The sequence below is a fragment of the Trichloromonas sp. genome (genome assembly GCF_034006665.1).
Lineage (GTDB): Bacteria > Desulfobacterota > Desulfuromonadia > Desulfuromonadales > Trichloromonadaceae > Trichloromonas.
In genome coordinates this window covers 78,979-94,371 of sequence record NZ_JAVESI010000004.1, presented here as the reverse complement: position 1 = coordinate 94,371, position 15,393 = coordinate 78,979, and the positions used below count along the sequence as shown (strand labels likewise).

Genomic DNA, 15,393 nt, shown 5'->3' with positions numbered 1-15,393 from the left:
GAGCCCATGCCCCGACGCTTTGTCCGTCTTCTGCTGATTTTGTCCCTGCTCTTTCTCTGTGCCTGCGCGAAACGCCCCTGGCCCGATCATGTTCTGGACGTTTCCCCTGGGCGAACCCTGACGATCCGGATTCCGCCGGAGCGGTGGCAAAACTCCCCTCAGGCTCCCGTGTTTCTCATCGAGGAGATGACCGAACATCTGGCCCACGATCTCGAAGCGCACGACAAGAAGGTGGATGAAGCCGCCCTCCAGGCCGCCGTCGACAAACGCCTCGCGGCCAACGAGCACTACATCTTCAACCCTGTCAGCGGTGCTCATCTCGATATCGATTTCAGCCCCTTGGCGGCCGGAGAGAGTGCCCCGTCGCGTTCCATGGTTGCCGATTCGACCCGTTTCGCGGCGCAGAGTCTGATTAGCGAGGAGGGTGTGACTGAGGTCAGCCAACGGGTTCGACGGGTGCGGGTCAAGGGCGCCGATTATGCCTACAGCCTTGACGCCGCCTATCGCAAGCATGACGTTCCCACCCGCTTTTACGGCCTCATCGGTTTCGCCGGGGATGCGTGGTTTTTCTTCTATTACACCGATTCGGGCAAGGATCCGGAGGATTATCCCGAAGCGCGCTGCATGCTGCGTTCGTTGCGCCTGCTTTCCGCTGCTTCCCGTTGAACGACGGTTCGACGCTTGCCTGGCGAGTTCGTTTCATGGTAGCTTAACGCCTCTTTCGATCCCTGACGTCTATCTAAAGAAGAGAATAATGACCGTTTATGCGCATACGCATACCTGAACATTTGGCCATTATCATGGATGGCAACGGCCGCTGGGCAGAACGGCGGCATCTGCCGCGTATCGCAGGGCATCATCGTGGCGTGGAGGCGGTGCGGGAGGTGGTTTCGGAGTGCCGGACCCTCGGCGTCCGCTATCTGACCCTTTACGCTTTCAGTTCGGAAAACTGGGGGCGTCCCGAAGACGAAGTGAACGCCCTGATGGGGTTGTTGATCCGTTACCTGGCTTCGGAACTTGACGATCTCTGCGCTCGCTCCATCCGCTTCCGGGTGATCGGTGAGATCGAGCGCCTGCCCGCCGAGGTCGTGCGGGTGCTGCGCGAGACCATGGAACGGACTGCGGGCAATACCAGTATGGTGCTGACTCTGGCCCTTTCCTACGGTTCGCGCAACGAACTGATCCGAGCGATGCGTTCCCTGGCCCGGGAGGTGGCGGCCGGCCGCCTCGCGCCGGAGGAGATTGACGAGGCGCGGGTGGCCGGTGCTCTCGATACGGCCGGTATGCCCGATCCCGATCTGCTCATTCGCACCAGTGGCGAGATGCGCATCAGCAATTTTCTGCTTTGGCAATTGGCCTATGCCGAACTTTATTACACTGAGGAGCTCTGGCCCGATTTCAGCCGACAAAAGCTGCATGAGGCCCTCGCCGTCTTTGCCCGCCGCCAGCGTCGCTTCGGGTTGACCTCGGCACAGATTGCCGAAGGGGACGGCCCTTTCGAGGAGAACAGTCATTAAACAACGTATCTATACCGCGTTGATCGGTTTACCGCTGCTGATTCTGTTTGTCGCTTATGCGCCCCTTTTTCTCTTCGACCTGCTCGTCGTTGCGGTGACCGGTCTCGCTCTGGCCGAATTCTACCGCATGGCCCTGCCCGACGAACCGCGGCGAAATCGCCATCTTGCCGTTGCCTGCGGCGTTCTTCTGACTTTGGCGTTCGTCCTCGAGCCGGCGACAGTGGTTCCGGCGTTGACCATGGGCACCCTCTTTTTTGCTACCTTTCTCCTCTTTCGTTTTTGCGATCTGACGTCGGTTATCCACCGGCTCGGCCTGATTTTGCTCGGGTTTCTCTATTTGCCCCTGCTTTTTGGGCATCTCGCGCTGCTGCATGAGTTGCCCGACGGCAAGTACTGGGTCTTCCTGGTTCTCTTCATCATCATGTCTTCCGATTCGGCAGCTTATTTCACCGGAGTGAGCCTGGGCAGGCGCAAGCTCTACCCGGCGATCAGCCCCAACAAGAGCGTGGAAGGCGCCATCGGCGGGGTGATCGGAGGGGTCGCCGGTGCGCTGCTCTTCAAATTCTGGTTCTTTGCTTCCCTGGGGATCTTCGATACCTTGCTCCTCGGCCTTCTCTTGGGGGTGTGTGGGCAGATCGGCGACCTCTTCGAATCGATGATCAAGCGCAGTTTCGGCGTCAAGGATTCCGGCACTCTTCTGCCGGGGCATGGGGGTCTTCTCGACCGCTTGGACAGTCTGATTTTCGCCTTTGCACCGGCTTACTACTACGCGCTCTGGTTTGGAACGGGGGCGGCTTTGTCATGAAGCATCTGAGTATTCTCGGGTCCACCGGTTCCATCGGCGTCAATACCCTCGAAATCGTTGCCGAACATCCCGATCGTTTCCGGGTGGTCGCCATGACCGCCGGGCGCAACCTCGAACTGTTGCAAGAGCAGATCCGCCGTTTCCGGCCGAGTCTGGTGGCGGTGCTTCATCCTGCCGATGCCGAAACACTGAAGGCCATGCTCGGGTCTTCGGCGCCGCCGATCGTTTCCGGGATTGAAGGGTTGATCGCCTGCGCCTGCCACGAAGAGGCGGAGATGGTTCTGTCGGCCATCGTCGGCGCTGCCGGGCTGATCCCGACCTTGGCCGCCATCGAGGCGGGCAAGGATATCGCCCTGGCCAACAAGGAAACCCTGGTCACCGCCGGTTCTCTGGTGATGGCGGCCGTGGCGCGCAAAGGGGTACGACTCTTCCCCGTCGACAGCGAGCACTCGGCGATTTTCCAGTCGCTCGTTGGTCACCGGCGCGGCGACGTGCGCCGCCTGATTCTCACCGCCTCGGGCGGTCCCTTTCGCAACCGTTCCCTGGCGGATCTGCAGCGGGTCACTCCGGCCGAGGCCCTGGCCCATCCCAACTGGAGCATGGGGCGCAAGATTTCCATCGATTCGGCGACGATGATGAATAAGGGGCTGGAGGTGATCGAGGCGAGTTGGCTTTTTGATCTGCCCGGCGAGCAAATTTCCGTGCACATCCATCCGCAGAGCGTGGTGCACTCCATGGTCGAATATCAGGATGGCTCGGTGATCGCCCAGCTCGGCATTCCCGATATGAAAACGCCTATCGCCTACGCGCTCTCCTATCCGGAGCGTCTCCCCCTGAACCTTCCCCCCCTCGACCTCTGCCGCCTCGGTTCTCTCTCCTTCGAGCCGCCCGACACCCGGCGTTTTGCCTGTTTGGATCTGGCTTACGAAGCCTTGCGTGACGGCGGGAGCGCGCCTGCCGTGCTCAATGCCGCCAATGAGGTGGCCGTCGAAGCCTTTCTCGCCGGGGAGATCCCCTTCCTGGCTATCCCCGAGATCATTCGCGCGACTCTTGCCAATCATCGTGTTCTGCCTCTGACTCACATCGACGAGGTGTTGCGGGCCGACCGCTGGGCGCGGGACGAGGCGCGGAAACTGATCCATCCATCCGTTTAAACGGAGGCTGCATTCATGATTACCATCGTCGCCGGCATCATCATGCTCGGCATCCTTGTCTTTATCCACGAACTTGGTCATTTCGCCGTGGCCAAGTTCTGCGGCGTCAAAGTACTCAAATTCTCCCTGGGCTTCGGACCCAAGCTCCTTTCCAGACAGTGGGGGGAGACCGAATACCTGATCTGCGCCATTCCTCTTGGCGGCTATGTGCAGATGCTTGGAGAAGGGAGTGGAGAGGGGGGGGAAGAAGAACCGTTAACCCCCGAGGATGAAGCCCGTTCCTTCGCCCGCAAGCCGGTGTCGCGGCGAACCGCCATTGTTGCCGCCGGGCCGCTGATGAACCTGATCCTCCCTTTTATCGTGCTGCCCGTAGCGTATATGGTTGGGGTCAATCTGCCGGCTTTTCTTGATGAACCCCCCTGTATCGGTTACGTGGTGGCCGACAGCCCCGGGTCGCGCGCCGGTTTCACCGCCGGCGACTGTATCGAGACGATCAACGGCGAGGCGGTGAAAGACTGGACCGATACCGGACCACTACTGATTGCCAATGCCGGTTCCGCGCTGGAATTTTCTGTCCGTCGCGAGGGGGGGGCGGTAACGTTGCGGCTCTCCCCTGAGGAGAGTGCCCTGGAAGGACTGCAATTCCTGGGCCTGCTTCCTCCCCAGGAGGCGGTGGTTGGGGGCCTGGCTCCGGGGATGCCGGCGCTGGCGGCGGGGATGGAGGTCGGCGACCGGATCCTGGCTATCGACGGCATTCCGGTCCGTTCTTGGTACGATCTTCGCGGCGCGGTGCAACGGGGGAGCGGCGAGGCGCAGACCTTTGAGCTGCAACGAGGCGATCAGACCCTCAGTTTGTTGATCAAGCCGGAACGGGATGAGGCCAACGGCGAAGCGTTCCTGGTCGGCATCAGCCCGTTCCAGGAGAGTGTCTTCAAGCGTTTCGGGCCGCTGGAGTCCATCAAAGCGGGGGCGAAACGGACGGTAGAGTTGATTGAACTGACTTTGGTCTTCATTCAGAAAATGTTTACCGGCCATGTCTCCACCAAGAGTATCGGCGGTCCTATTACCGTGGTGCAGATCGCCGGGCAGGCGGCCCAGACCGATCTTTCCAGTATTCTGACGGTGCTGGCTTTTCTCAGCATCCAGTTGGGGATTCTCAACCTGCTGCCGATTCCGATTCTCGACGGCGGTCATCTCTTCTTCAATTTCTACGAATTCGTTTTTCGTCGTCCTCTTTCTCTGCGCGCCCGCGAGGTCATGCAGCAGGTCGGCCTGGTGCTGCTGCTTTCCCTGATGATCCTGGCGTTCTACAACGACATCATGCGCATCTTCCTTGGAGGGCAATGATGGCCGAGCGCTTGCTCTTGGTCGATACCGCAACCCTGACCGGAAGCGTGGCCGTCAGTTGCGGTGAGACTTTGCTCGGCGAGATTCTCCTTACCGGGCCCGCCAATCATACCGATCATCTTCTCGGAACGATCGATGTTCTGCTCAAAGGGGTAGGGCTGACCCTCGGAGAAATGGACGGCTTCGGCGTGGTTCTCGGCCCCGGTTCCTTCACCGGACTGCGGGTCGGGGTGGCGACGGTCAAGGGATTGGCTTTGGCGACCGGCAAACCGGTCGTCGGTATTTCCTCCTTGGCCGCTTTGGCCTGGCGCCTTCCCTTCGCTGCGCTGCCGGTCTGCACCCTGCTCGATGCCCGCAAAGGCGAGGTCTACGCGGCTCTTTACGAGTGGCGGGAGGCCGCTTTCAAAACCCTTCTTTCCCCCTGTGTGCAGTCGCCGGAAAGGTGGTTGGCGCGGCTTTCCGGCGATGTGCTCTTTGTCGGCGACGGCGCCCGGCGTTATCGCGCTGTCATTGACGGGCAGTTTGGGGCCGGGGCCCGTTTCGCCCCCTGGCCGACTCATGTCTGTCGGGCCTCCAATGCTCTGGTCCTGGCCTTGGAAGCGTTACGGCAGGGGGAGCATCTTCCGCTTGAAGTGTTGGTTCCCACCTATATCCGACCCTCCGAGGCGGAACTTGCCGTGAGCGGATTGACGGGGTGTTGACAGCGGGCACCGGCGAAGCGATTTGCGGTGGATAGATTGTTGACAATGAAAAATTCATTGGTTATTTTAAAATTGCGTTTTCGCCCTATATCAACCCTTGCTCGGGAGGTGTCCCATGGAGGAAAAAGGTCAGGCGCATCAGGATGTGGTCCAGCTACTTTTCGACAGCCATCCTCGTTTCAGGCTTCTTTACGAGGAACATCAGCTGCTTGAAAAGGAACTGGAAAAGCTGGACCAGAAAGCTTATTTGACCCCCGATGAAGAGTTGGAAAGAAAAAAGGTGCAAAAACTGAAACTGGCCGGTAAGGACGAGATGGAGCAGATTATCAGCCAGCATCGCCAATAGACGCTTTTTCGCGCTTATGTCCGGAAAAGGGTTCGAGTCTCTGGCTCGAACCCTTTCCTGTATCATGAGGTGTTTATCCATTTCGAATATTTTTTGTCGGGGCTATACTGTGGATTGGCGGCTCCGTAACTTTGTTTTTCCCATATATAGTGTTGGAAGGATTTTTCTTTATGACAGCCAAACGCAGTGACGCTACCACCAAGGGTTTCGAACGCACTCCGCACCGGGCGCTACTCAAAGGGACCGGTGTTCCCGACAGTTCCATGAACCGCCCCTTCATCGGCGTCGCCACCTCCTTTAGCGATCTGATTCCCGGGCATACCGGCATGCGTGAACTGGAGCGTTTCATCGAAAAAGGGGTTCACACCGGCGGCGGCCACTCCTTCCTCTTCGGCATCCCCGGGGTCTGTGACGGCATTGCTATGGGCCACAAGGGAATGCACTACTCCCTGCCTACCCGGGAACTGATCGCCGACATGATCGAGTCGGTGGCCGAGGCCCATCGCCTCGATGGTCTGGTACTTCTCACCAACTGCGACAAGATCACCCCCGGCATGCTCATGGCCGCCGCCCGTCTTGATATTCCCTGTATCGTCGTCACCGCCGGACCGATGATGACCGGAGCCGGCCGTCAGGGGCGGCGTTTCTCCTTCGTCACCGATACGTTTGAGGCGATGGCACGCTACAAAGCCGGGGTCATCGACGAAAAGGAACTGATGTTGTGCGAGGAGAATGCCTGCCCCACCGCCGGTTCCTGCCAGGGGCTCTTCACCGCCAACACCATGGCCATCCTCACCGAGACCATGGGGATGAGTCTGTTGCGCTGCGGCACCGCCCTGGCGGTCTCCTCCCTGAAAAAACGCATCGCTTTTGCTTCCGGTGAACGGATCATGGAACTGGTTCGGGACAACATCACTCCCCGTCAGATTCTGACCAAGGCCGCTTTTGAAAACGCCATCCGCGTCGACCTGGCCTTGGGTGGCTCAACGAACACTGTCTTGCATCTGCTCTCCATCGCTCGCGAGGCTGGGGTTGAGCTGCCTCTCGAAGAGTTCGACCGCCTCGGCCGCACCACACCGCAACTGGCTTCCATGAACCCCGGCGGCAAGCATTTCATGGAGGATCTCGATGCCGCCGGCGGCGTGGCCGCAGTCCTTTATCAGCTGCGCGATCTGATTCAGGACAATCCGACCCTGACCGGCATCTCAACCCAGAAGATTATCGCCAGTGTCGCCGATGTTGATGAAGAGGTGGTGCATCCGGTCAGCTCTCCGATCCGCCCCGAGGGTGGCATCGCCGTCCTCTCCGGCAATCTCGCTCCCGACGGCGCCGTCGTCAAACAGTCCGGGGTTTCCGAAAAGATGATGCGTTTCACCGGCAAGGCGCGCTGTTTTGATTCGGAAGAGGCGGCGATGGCCGCGCTTATGGGCGGAAAGGTGGTCGCTGGCGACGTCGTTGTCATCCGTTACGAGGGGCCCAAGGGGGGGCCCGGCATGCGCGAGATGCTGGCGCCAACGGCGACCCTCATGGGCCTGGGGCTGGGGGACAGTGTCGCCCTGATCACCGACGGCCGGTTTTCCGGCGGTACCCGCGGTCCCTGTATAGGCCACGTTTCTCCCGAGGCGGCGGTGGGCGGTCCCATCGCCCTGATCGAGGATGGCGATGCCATCGAACTGGACATTCCCAACCGCGCGCTTACCCTGAAAGTCAGCGATGCCGCGCTGGCCGAGCGCCGCGCTCGCTGGATCCGTCCCGAACCGAAGATCAAGACCGGCTGGCTGGCCCGCTACGCCGCCGTGGTGACCTCGGCCAATACCGGCGCCATCTGTAAAGCTGATTGAGTCAACGGCCCGCCGTCGGGGAAGCGGCGGGCCGTTTCCGATAGTCTTTTTAAAACCCTGGAGGAGATCTTTTCGTGAAAAAGACCGGTTCGCAAATTTTACTCGAGTGCCTGCGCCTGGAAGGGGTGGAAACCATCTTCGGCTACCCCGGGGGAACAGTCATCAATATCTATGATGATTTGATGGACTTCCCGATCAAGCACATCCTGACCCGTCATGAACAGGCCGCGGTCCATGCCGCCGACGGCTACGCCCGGGCCACCGGCAAGGTCGGGGTGGCCATCGCCACCAGCGGCCCCGGCGCCACCAACACCATCACCGGCATCGCCACCGCCTACATGGATTCCATCCCCATGGTCATCATCACCGGACAGGTGCCGACGCCCCTGATCGGCAATGATGCCTTCCAGGAAGCGGACCTGATCGGCATTACCCGGCCGATCACCAAACACAACTACCTGGTCAAGAACGTCAAGGATCTCGCCCGGATCATCAAACAGGCCTTCTACATCGCCCGGACCGGTCGCCCCGGCCCAGTTCTGGTCGACCTGCCCAAGGACGTGCAGATCGCCACGACCGAGTTCGAATATCCGGAGACGGTAGAACTGCGCGGCTACAAACCGACGTACAGCGGCAACGCGCGGCAGATCGACAATGCCGTCAAGATGATCATGGCGGCCCGCAAGCCGGTATTGTATGTGGGCGGCGGCGTCACCCTCTCCAATACGTCGAAAGAGCTCATGCAGTTGGCTGAGCTGATCCAGGCGCCGGTTACTACCACGCTGATGGCGATGGCTTCCTTCCCCAAGAAGCACCCCCTCTCCCTGGGGATGCTCGGCATGCACGGCACCTACTATGCCAACATGGCGGTGACCAACTCCGATCTGCTGGTAGCCATCGGCGCCCGTTTCGACGACCGGGTCACGGGCAAGATCGCTACTTTTGCTCCCCATGCCAAGATCATTCACATCGACATCGATCCGACTTCGATCAAGAAAAACGTGCGGGTCGATCTGCCGATTGTCGGTGACCTCAAGGATGTTCTCAAGAAGCTCCTCGGCAAGCTGGGTGAACACAAGGAGGATATCTCCGCCTTGGTGGATACCACCGAAGGCTGGCGGCAGGAGATTGATGCCTGGAAAAAACAGCACCCTATGAGCTACAAGCACTCGAAGACGGTTATCAAGCCCCAGTACGTCATCGAGAAACTGCGTGAACTGACCCGGGATGACGCCATCATCACCACCGAAGTCGGTCAGCACCAGATGTGGACCGCGCAGTTTTTCGATTTTACCCAGCCGCGCACCTTCCTCTCTTCCGGCGGTCTCGGCACCATGGGCTACGGTCTGCCTTCGGCTCTGGGCGCACAGGCAGCCTTCTGCGACCGGCAAGTCATCGATATCTCCGGCGACGGTTCTTTCCAGATGAATTCCCAGGAACTGGCGACCTTGGTGCAGTATCGTCTACCGGTGAAGATCGTCATCCTCAATAACAATTTCCTCGGAATGGTTCGCCAGTGGCAGCACCTCTTCTTCCATAATCGCTACAGCCAGACCTGCATGGAACTGCCCATCGACTTCGTCAAATTGGCCGAGGCCTATGGTGCCACGGGTCTTCAGGCGACCAAGCCCGAGGAAGTCGAAGAGGTTATTCGCAAGGCGCTCGACACCCCGGGACCGGTGATCATGGAGTTCAAGATCAGTCGCGAGGAGAACGTCATGCCGATGGTGCCGGCCGGCGCCGGTCTTAACGAAATGGTGCTGGCTTCCTGAGCCGGACCCGACAGCCTTTTTTGAGGAGAGTTTTTTGCCATGAAACACACCATTTCCGTGCTCGTGGAGAATGAGTTCGGGGTTCTGAGCCGGGTTGCCGGTCTCTTTTCCGGACGGGGCTTCAATATCGAGAGCCTCTCCGTGGCGCCGGCCCTTGATCCCACCATTTCGCGCATGACCATCGTCACCACGGGCGACGATCAGGTGCTGGAGCAGATCACCAAACAGCTGAACAAACTGATCGACACCATCAAGATCATCGATTTCACCGGTCAGGATTTCATCGAACGGGAGATGGGGATGATTAAGGTGACCGCCGAGGAAGGTACCCGGGCCGAGGTATTGCGCATAGTCGATATTTTCCGCGCCAAGGTCGTCGATGTCACCCCCCGCTCCTATACCATCGAAGTCACCGGGTCGCCGTCGAAGATTGACGCGGTCGTCGAACTGCTGCGCCCCATGGGGATCAAGGAACTGGTACGCAGCGGACCGGTGGTTCTCGGCCGCGGCCCCAAGGTCTGGCGCAACAGCTGAGCACAGGTACGGCAGGAACGAAGCGACGCAACCCAAGCATTCCTGGAAAAATCATGGCGCGACGTCCTGGCGCTATGTTATAAGTATAGGTCAAATTTTCCGGGGTCTGAAAGGCCCCGCCATGAGGAGGAAAGAGAACAATGAAGGTTTATTACGACAAGGATGCCAATCTGGGTGTACTCAAGGGCAAGAAGATCGCCATCATCGGCTACGGTAGCCAGGGTCATGCCCATGCGAACAACCTGAAGGAGAGCGGCATCGAAGTCATTATCGCCGAAGCTCCCAAGGGCGGTGCGAACTGGGTCAAGGCCGAAAAGGCCGGTTTCACCGTCATGATGACCCAGGAGGCGGTCAAAGCCTCCGACGTCATCATGATTCTGCTGCCGGATGAGCTGCAGGGCGACATCTATCGCGAGCAAATCGGCCCCTTCCTCAAGCCGGGCAGCTACATCGGCTTCGGCCACGGCTTCAATATCCACTACGGCCAGATTGTCCCCGGCAAGGACATCAATGTTTTCATGGTGGCCCCCAAGGGTCCCGGCCATACCGTGCGCCATGAATACCAGCTGGGCGGCGGCGTTCCCTGTCTGATCGCGGTGGAGCAGGATCCCTCGGCCAACACCAAGGACGTGGCCATGGCTTACGCCAGCGGCATCGGCGGCGGCCGCGCCGGGATCATCGAGACCACCTTCAAAGAAGAGACCGAGACCGACCTCTTCGGTGAGCAGGCGGTTCTCTGCGGCGGCGCTACCGCCTTGGTCCAGGCCGGTTTCGAGACCCTGGTAGAAGCCGGCTATGCTCCGGAAATGGCCTATTTCGAGTGTCTGCACGAGCTCAAGCTGATCGTCGACCTGATGTATGAAGGCGGCATCGCCAACATGCGCTATTCCATTTCCAACACCGCCGAGTACGGCGATTTCACTCGCGGTCCCCGCATCGTCACGAGCGAAACCAAAGCGTCGATGAAAAAGATTCTGGAAGAGATCCAGAACGGCGAATTCGCCCGTGAGTGGATGCTGGAAAACCGGGCTAACAAGCCGGTGCTCAACGCTCTGCGTCGTCGGGGTGCCGCCCATCAGATCGAGGAAGTAGGCGAGCGTCTGCGCGGCATGATGAGCTGGATCGGCAAGAACAAGATGGTGGACAAAGAGCGCAACTAAGCGAGTTTGACGCGCATGACCCGGTGGGCGGAACGGATCGCCCGCCGGGTTTTTTAGGAGATACAACCTACATGAAAAATCACAATCAGCCGGTGGCCGTGGAGGGTTATCCCTTTATCGGCCTTTTCGCTTTCGTAACCCTGGTTCTGGCTCTGCTCGGCTGGGCCTTTTTGACCTTCCTGGCGCTCTGCCTGACGCTTTTCAGTGTCTATTTCTTCCGCAACCCCGAACGGGTCGTGCCGGGCGACGCCGAGGCGGTGGTCGCCCCAGCCGACGGCAAGATCGTCTTCGTCGGCAAGGTCAATGATGAGCGCTGTTTCCACGGGGAGGCGGTCAAGGTCAGCATCTTTATGTCGATCTTCAATGTCCACGTCAACCGGGTGCCTTTTTCCGGCAAGATCGTCGACATGTTCTACAACAAGGGACAGTTTCTCAACGCTTCCCTGGACAAGGCCAGCCTGGATAACGAACAAGGGGGAATCATCCTCGAAGCGGCCAACGGCAAGCGCCTGCTCTTCGTGCAGATCGCCGGTCTCATCGCGCGGCGCATCGTCACCTATCCCAAAGTTGGCGACCTGCTGAACAAGGGGGAACGTTACGGTCTGATCCGCTTCGGTTCCCGGGTCGACGTCTATTTCCCGGCCGATGCGGAAGTGATCGTGCGTCTTGGCGAGCGTACCGTTGCCGGCGAGACGATCATCGGCTACCTGCGCTAGTTTTCCCCCCTTCGTTTTCCCAAAAAGTCAAAGCCGCCATGCTCGCCGGGTGTGGCTGCTATGACTTTTCCTTTTTCGTTAAGACGGCTTTTTTCTTTTCTTCTTTGCATCGCGGGAGGCGCATTGATGCGTGAAGCCAAAAAACGCATTGTCGTCGCCATGAGCGGCGGCGTGGATTCCAGCGTTACGGCCGCCCTGCTCAAGGAACAGGGGCATGAGGTGATCGGCATGACCATGCGCATCTGGAACGCTTCTTCCTTTGCCGGGAAGAACGGCGAGGGCTGCGGCAACTGCTGTTCCCATGACGATGTTTACGATGCCCGACGGGTCGCGGAAGGCCTTGGCATCCCTTTTTCTGTGGTGAATTTTGAAGAGGAATTCCAGCGCCGGGTCATTGACCGCTTTTGCGATGACTACTTCTCGGGCCGTACCCCCAATCCCTGCGTGCTCTGCAACCAGTCGCTCAAGTTCGAGCTCCTTTTGCGCCGGGCTCGGGAGTTGGAAGCGGATCTGCTCGCTACTGGCCATTACGCCCGTATCGAGCGGGAATCACAGGGCTTTGTGTTGCGCAAGGGGCTCGATCCGGCCAAGGATCAGAGCTATTTTCTCTTTACTTTGACTCAGGACCAGATGGCGCGGATAATCTTTCCTCTCGGCAATTTGAGCAAGGATGAGGTGCGCTCCCATGCCGCCCGATTCAAGTTGCGGGTGGCGGAAAAGGCGGAAAGTCAGGATATCTGTTTTGTTCCCGACGGCGACTACGTGCGTTTTCTGGAGGAGGAATGCGGCGCTGGACGGATGGATGGCGAGATCGTCCATGTTTCGGGCCAGGTTCTCGGCCGCCACCGGGGAACCTACCGTTACACCATCGGTCAGCGCAAAGGTCTAGGACTGGCCTGGTCCGAACCTCTCTACGTGGTTGGGATTGACGCCGCGAACAAACGGGTGTTGGTTGGGGAAAAGGAGCATCTGGCGGTGCGCGAAATGCGCCTCAGTGAGGTCCACTGGAACCCAGCGCCGCCGCTAGGTGAGATACGCGTCGCCTGCCGCATCCGTTATCGCCATCGCGAAGTGCCGGCGACGGTGGCGCCCGTTGATGCCTGCAGCGCAAAAGTCGTTTTCGATCAACCCCAGCAGGGGGTAACCCCTGGCCAGGCGGCGGTTTTCTACGATGGCGATCGGGTTGTGGGGGGGGGATGGATCGCGTGAAACGGACCGTCGCTCTTGCCACCCTCGGCTGCAAGACCAACCAGTTCGAATCGGCGGCCATGGAGGAACGCCTGAAAGCGGCGGGGTTCTCCGTTGTTCCATTCGCTGCCGGCGCCTCTTTGGTCATCGTCAACACCTGTACGGTGACCGCCGCTACCGATGCCCAGTCGCGCAACCTCATCCGCAAGGCCCGGCGCCTCAATCCTGCCTGCCGGGTGGTGGTGACGGGCTGTTATGCTCAGGTCGATCCCGAGGCCCTGAGCGCCATCCCCGGCGTTGCGCTGGTTCTGGGTAATACCGAAAAGAAGAACTTTCTTGACTACCTTGAAGAGGGGGAGGCACAGACGCGCGTTGCCGTCTCCGATATTACCGCCGAGACCGAAGCGGTTCTCTTGCCTCTGACCGCTTTCGCTGAACGCAGTCGCGCCTTTGTGCAGATCCAGAACGGCTGCAACGCCTTCTGCTCTTACTGCATTATTCCCTATGCCCGGGGACGCAGCCGCTCGGTTCGGCCGGACGAGGTGATCGCGCAGATTCGGACGCTGACGGCGCGGGGCTACGCCGAGGTGGTACTGACCGGCATCCACATCGGCGGCTACGGCCATGATCTCACCCCTGTCACCACCCTGCTGGAGTTGGTACGGCGGATCGAAGAGGAAACCGACCTTGCGCGCCTGCGCCTGGGTTCGCTGGAACCGACGGAAATCCCCGATGCTCTCATCGAACGGATGGCCGACTCCCCGACCCTTTGCCCCCATTTCCACATTCCCCTGCAAGCGGGGGACGATGCCGTGCTGCGACGGATGAATCGCCATTACGATACCCACTTCTTTAGCGACTTGGTGACAAGGATTTACCGCCTCCTTCCTGATGCGGCCATCGGTCTCGATCTGATTACCGGTTTTCCCGGCGAGAGCGCAAAGGCCTTCGCCAACACCCTGCATTTGGTCGAGGATCTGCCGGTATCCCATCTCCACGTCTTCCCCTTCAGCCGCCGTCCCGGTACCCCGGCGGTGACCATGGCCGGACAGGTACACGGCGCAATCGTCAAGGAGCAGGCGGCGCGGTTGCGGGAACTGGGGAACAGAAAGCACCGGGAGTTCGCCCAGCGTTTTATCGGGCGCACCCTGGAGGTGGTGGTCGAAAAAGGAGGGGGTAGGGGGGAATGCCGGGGTCTGAGCCGCAACTACTTGAATGTCCTTTTCCCCGGTTCCAGGCACCTTGCCGGCCGGCGCCTCTCCGTTGCCGTTGAGGCGTGGCGGGACGGGTTCTTGCACGGGACGCCCGAATGAGTAAAAGACGGGTGGAATTGTTCGCCGAGGGCACGGATAATGGATGTCGCCTCGATCTCTTTCTGGCTGGACGCCTTCGGGAGGTTTCGCGTAAGGCGATCAAGCGGGCTCTGGACGGCGGTCGCGTCTTCGTCGACGGCCGGGTGCAGCATCGCGCCAATTACCCGATACGCGGTGATGAACGGATTTTGCTCACTTTTGAGGGGGAGAGCGTTGCGGAGACGAAGCCCGACCTGACTATTCTTTATCGACAGGAGGGTCTGCTCGCCATCAACAAACCGTCCGGACTCCCTTCCCATCCCACCGTCGCCGGCCGGGTCAATGCGCTCGATCTGGTGCGGGAAAAACTAGCCGAAGAGGAAGGGGGGGATCCGATCCTTCTCCACCGTCTCGACCGGGACACCACCGGCGTGCTCCTTTTCGCCTTGAATGCCGAAGCCAATCGCGCCCTGGCCCGTCAGTTCGCCGAGCACCAGATTGAAAAGACCTATCTGGCGCTGGTCGCGGGCATCCCTCCGGAGGTTTTCTCCGTGCGCAACTATCTCAAGGCCGGGGTGCGGGGCCGAACCATCGCCGTCACCAGCGGCGGCCAAAAGGCCGAGACCCATTTCCGGACCCTTGCCCGCGGGGCGGATTTCGCTCTGGTTGAGGCCCGACCGAAGACTGGGCGGACCCATCAGGTTCGTGTCCATCTCGCCGGACTGGGTCACCCACTCTTGGGGGATGGGCTTTACGGAGGACCGGAGCGTTTACAGATAAAGGGCGCTTTCTTTCATCTTCGGCGCTATCTTCTGCATGCGTCATGCCTTGTTTTTTTCTCTCCCAGCAGTCGTCGGATCCTGACCATCCACGCTCCCGTTCCCGATGACTTTCTCTGCTTCCGGCCGATCTTGGTGCCGGCTCCAGCTCTATGAATTCCCAACTCCTGAGCACCTCTCTAGCCTTCCACACCCCATTTACGGGGAAAATAATCGACTGATATCTCTTATCCTCAATTCA

At 59.7% G+C, this 15,393-nt stretch carries 15 protein-coding genes; all 15 read left to right on the top strand.

Going from position 1 to position 15,393, the window contains the following annotated elements; translation table 11 throughout:
• The first annotated feature begins 6 nt into the window (after positions 1-6).
• The gene (locus RBR25_RS03205; protein WP_432818084.1) at positions 7-666 is read left to right on the top strand and encodes a hypothetical protein; all 660 of its coding nucleotides are present in this window, start codon (positions 7-9) and stop codon (positions 664-666) included.
• A 98-nt stretch (positions 667-764) separates the two neighbouring features.
• Positions 765-1,517, top strand: coding sequence for an isoprenyl transferase (locus RBR25_RS03200; protein ID WP_432818083.1), 753 nt, complete (start codon positions 765-767; stop codon positions 1,515-1,517).
• Entirely contained in the window at positions 1,477-2,322 is an 846-nt protein-coding gene (locus RBR25_RS03195; protein ID WP_432818082.1) for a phosphatidate cytidylyltransferase, read from the top strand. The genes RBR25_RS03200 and RBR25_RS03195 overlap by 41 nt, the downstream gene beginning before the upstream one ends.
• Positions 2,319-3,476, top strand: coding sequence for a 1-deoxy-D-xylulose-5-phosphate reductoisomerase (locus RBR25_RS03190; RefSeq protein ID WP_432818081.1), 1,158 nt, complete (start codon positions 2,319-2,321; stop codon positions 3,474-3,476). Before RBR25_RS03195 ends, RBR25_RS03190 begins: the two co-directional genes overlap by 4 nt.
• 15 nt (positions 3,477-3,491) lie before the next feature.
• Positions 3,492-4,823, top strand: coding sequence for an RIP metalloprotease RseP (gene rseP, locus RBR25_RS03185; RefSeq protein ID WP_432818080.1), 1,332 nt, complete (start codon positions 3,492-3,494; stop codon positions 4,821-4,823).
• Complete coding sequence (gene tsaB / locus RBR25_RS03180; protein ID WP_432818079.1) at positions 4,820-5,524, top strand: tRNA (adenosine(37)-N6)-threonylcarbamoyltransferase complex dimerization subunit type 1 TsaB; 705 nt, start codon at positions 4,820-4,822, stop codon at positions 5,522-5,524. The genes rseP and tsaB overlap by 4 nt, the downstream gene beginning before the upstream one ends.
• A gap of 115 nt (positions 5,525-5,639) precedes the next feature.
• Positions 5,640-5,870, top strand: a complete 231-nt coding sequence (locus RBR25_RS03175; RefSeq protein WP_432818078.1) for a DUF465 domain-containing protein — start codon at positions 5,640-5,642, stop codon at positions 5,868-5,870.
• Between the two features lie 170 nt (positions 5,871-6,040).
• Entirely contained in the window at positions 6,041-7,711 is a 1,671-nt protein-coding gene (gene ilvD, locus RBR25_RS03170) for a dihydroxy-acid dehydratase (RefSeq protein WP_432818077.1), read from the top strand.
• A gap of 74 nt (positions 7,712-7,785) precedes the next feature.
• Positions 7,786-9,483 (top strand): biosynthetic-type acetolactate synthase large subunit, encoded by a 1,698-nt coding sequence (gene ilvB, locus RBR25_RS03165; protein WP_432818076.1) that lies wholly within the window; start codon positions 7,786-7,788, stop codon positions 9,481-9,483.
• A 39-nt stretch (positions 9,484-9,522) separates the two neighbouring features.
• Positions 9,523-10,017, top strand: a complete 495-nt coding sequence (ilvN, locus tag RBR25_RS03160) for an acetolactate synthase small subunit (RefSeq protein ID WP_432818075.1) — start codon at positions 9,523-9,525, stop codon at positions 10,015-10,017.
• Positions 10,018-10,157: 140 nt separating this feature from the next.
• Positions 10,158-11,177, top strand: coding sequence for a ketol-acid reductoisomerase (ilvC, locus tag RBR25_RS03155; RefSeq protein WP_432818074.1), 1,020 nt, complete (start codon positions 10,158-10,160; stop codon positions 11,175-11,177).
• Positions 11,178-11,248: 71 nt separating this feature from the next.
• Positions 11,249-11,893 (top strand): phosphatidylserine decarboxylase family protein, encoded by a 645-nt coding sequence (locus tag RBR25_RS03150; protein WP_432818073.1) that lies wholly within the window; start codon positions 11,249-11,251, stop codon positions 11,891-11,893.
• Positions 11,894-12,016: 123 nt separating this feature from the next.
• Positions 12,017-13,102, top strand: a complete 1,086-nt coding sequence (gene mnmA, locus RBR25_RS03145; RefSeq protein WP_432818072.1) for a tRNA 2-thiouridine(34) synthase MnmA — start codon at positions 12,017-12,019, stop codon at positions 13,100-13,102.
• Entirely contained in the window at positions 13,099-14,394 is a 1,296-nt protein-coding gene (gene mtaB, locus RBR25_RS03140; RefSeq protein ID WP_432818071.1) for a tRNA (N(6)-L-threonylcarbamoyladenosine(37)-C(2))-methylthiotransferase MtaB, read from the top strand. Before mnmA ends, mtaB begins: the two co-directional genes overlap by 4 nt.
• A complete protein-coding gene (locus RBR25_RS03135) occupies positions 14,391-15,308 on the top strand; it encodes an RluA family pseudouridine synthase (RefSeq protein ID WP_432818070.1) in 918 nt (305 codons plus the stop codon). The genes mtaB and RBR25_RS03135 overlap by 4 nt, the downstream gene beginning before the upstream one ends.
• The last annotated feature ends 85 nt before the right edge of the window (positions 15,309-15,393 follow it).